Here is a 1,899-nt window from a genome sequence, read left to right on the forward strand (position 1 = left end):
CGGGAGTAGCTCAGTTGGTAGAGCGCAACCTTGCCAAGGTTGAGGTCGAGAGTTCGAGACTCTTCTCCCGCTCCAGTCGATCTGTTTCGGCTGGGGCACAAGTAGGCGGCAGCACCAGTAAGACTCCATTGCGGGAGTAGCTCAGTTGGTAGAGCGCAACCTTGCCAAGGTTGAGGTCGAGAGTTCGAGACTCTTCTCCCGCTCCAAAGGTTTTACACATAGTTGGACTCCTCAGCGGGAGTAGCTCAGTTGGTAGAGCGCAACCTTGCCAAGGTTGAGGTCGAGAGTTCGAGACTCTTCTCCCGCTCCAGATTTCAGGGAAGATCGCCTTCCCGCTTGATACGGCAGCTAACCGGCCGCATTAAGGCAGCACACCTCCGGCGAGGTAGCAAAGCGGTTATGCAGCGGCCTGCAAAGCCGTCTAGACGGGTTCGACTCCCGTCCTCGCCTCCAAAAATCAAGGACTTAGCCTGCATCAGGCTGGTTCACCAAGTGGTGAAACCTCCCGGCATGGGAGGTGCACCTACCACTGAAACGGCCAATTGGCTGTTGCTTCCCGGATGCAGGCTCTGAGAGGGCTTAGTCATGGCATCCATCAAGCAGACCCCATCCGGCGCATTCCAACTCTGCGTCAAAAACAAACTCCTCCCCAAAACCTTGTGGGCAACGTTCGACACGCGCGACGCCGCCGAGCAATATGGTGCGCAGCTCGAGCGCCTGTTGAACCAAGGAATCGTGCCCTCATCGCTCCTTGAACGAGAGCCGCCGAAACCACAGACCTGGACAATCGGCCGCTGCATTGTCGAGTACCAGAAGCGTAACGCTGTGCCGGAGTCCGACGTCAAGCTGCTCGACACGGTCGGGCCCAGGCTCGCTTTGCTCGGAACAAGCACGCTCAACTACGACTGGGCAGAGGCCTGGGTCGTATCGATGAAGCGTGTGGACCATCTTGCGCCTTCTACCATCCGCCACCGCCACGGCGCCCTTGCGCGCTGCTTCGACTGGATGACGCGAAAGCACCCGGAGATCATGGCGCAGAACCCGCTGCGCTTGCTCAAGCGCGGTTTCTCGACTTACACGCCGGAAGACACTGCTTTGCTAGCGCAGGACGGCAAGCCGCCACGGTTTGACACCGAGCGCGACCAACGTGTGGAGGAGGGGAGGAGGAGGCCATTCTCAAGATGCTTGAAGTTGGTAGCGAGGAGCGCGTCTTCTTCATCCTGGCGCTGGAAACGGCGATGCGCATGCGCGAGTGCTACACCTTGTATGTCGACCAAGTGAATCTCCAGAAGCGGACTATTCATCTGGAGCGCTCGAAGAACGGCGAAACACGACAGGTGCCACTCTCGTCCGTAGCGCGCGACGTGCTCGACAGCTTCATACGCGAACATCAGGCCGAGATCGCTGCACGTGACGGAAGGCTGTTCAGTTTCTGGAACGGTGACCTTGCCGTACGCAACCTCGACCGTACGACAGCGGATTTGTCGCGCCGGTTCCGCATTGCGTTCACAGATGCTGGTGTCCGAGGACTTACGTTCCACGATCTGCGGCACGAGGCGACGTGCCGGCTGTTCGAGCGTACTACGCTTTCAGATGTGCTGATCGCGAAGATCACGGGGCATCGCGATCCGCGCATGCTGCGACGCTACGCCAGCCTGCGGGGTAGCGACTTGGCGGCGCATCTCTGGTAAGCAGTAGTGGAGGTTGCGGGCGACAGAGCTACAGCCTTGCCAAGGCATCCGTTTGGGTTGCTGGTATGGCTGAGGCTTGGACCAGCAAGCGATTCTGCCCGTCGGACTAACCGGCCCTGTCATGACAGGTGTGTGAATCGCCACGGCTTTTCTAGACACTCGAGAGCCGCTGGAAATATTGCTTTTCAAACTCAACCGGCGACATGTC

The 1,899-nt window shown here is 58.9% G+C and carries 2 protein-coding genes and 3 tRNA genes; all 5 read left to right on the forward strand.

The genetic code is table 11. The annotated features are described in order from the left end of the window. Positions 1-130 precede the first annotated feature (130 nt). The 5 genes from AC3XQU_RS22630 to AC3XQU_RS22650 all read left to right on the forward strand — a co-directional run bounded on the left by AC3XQU_RS22630 (position 131) and on the right by AC3XQU_RS22650 (position 1,691). Positions 131-206, forward strand: a tRNA-Gly gene (locus AC3XQU_RS22630). A 28-nt stretch (positions 207-234) separates the two neighbouring features. Beyond that, positions 235-310: transfer RNA gene (locus AC3XQU_RS22635), tRNA-Gly, on the forward strand. Positions 311-379: 69 nt separating this feature from the next. Beyond that, positions 380-453: transfer RNA gene (locus AC3XQU_RS22640), tRNA-Cys, on the forward strand. A gap of 132 nt (positions 454-585) precedes the next feature. Next, the gene (locus AC3XQU_RS22645; protein ID WP_489876420.1) at positions 586-1,281 is read left to right on the forward strand and encodes a hypothetical protein; all 696 of its coding nucleotides are present in this window, start codon (positions 586-588) and stop codon (positions 1,279-1,281) included. Next, on the forward strand, positions 1,182-1,691 hold the full coding sequence (locus AC3XQU_RS22650; RefSeq protein WP_489876421.1) for a site-specific integrase: 510 nt from the start codon (positions 1,182-1,184) through the stop codon (positions 1,689-1,691). The genes AC3XQU_RS22645 and AC3XQU_RS22650 overlap by 100 nt, the downstream gene beginning before the upstream one ends. The last annotated feature ends 208 nt before the right edge of the window (positions 1,692-1,899 follow it).

This window comes from Telluria sp. AZSoR62 (assembly GCF_058111565.1).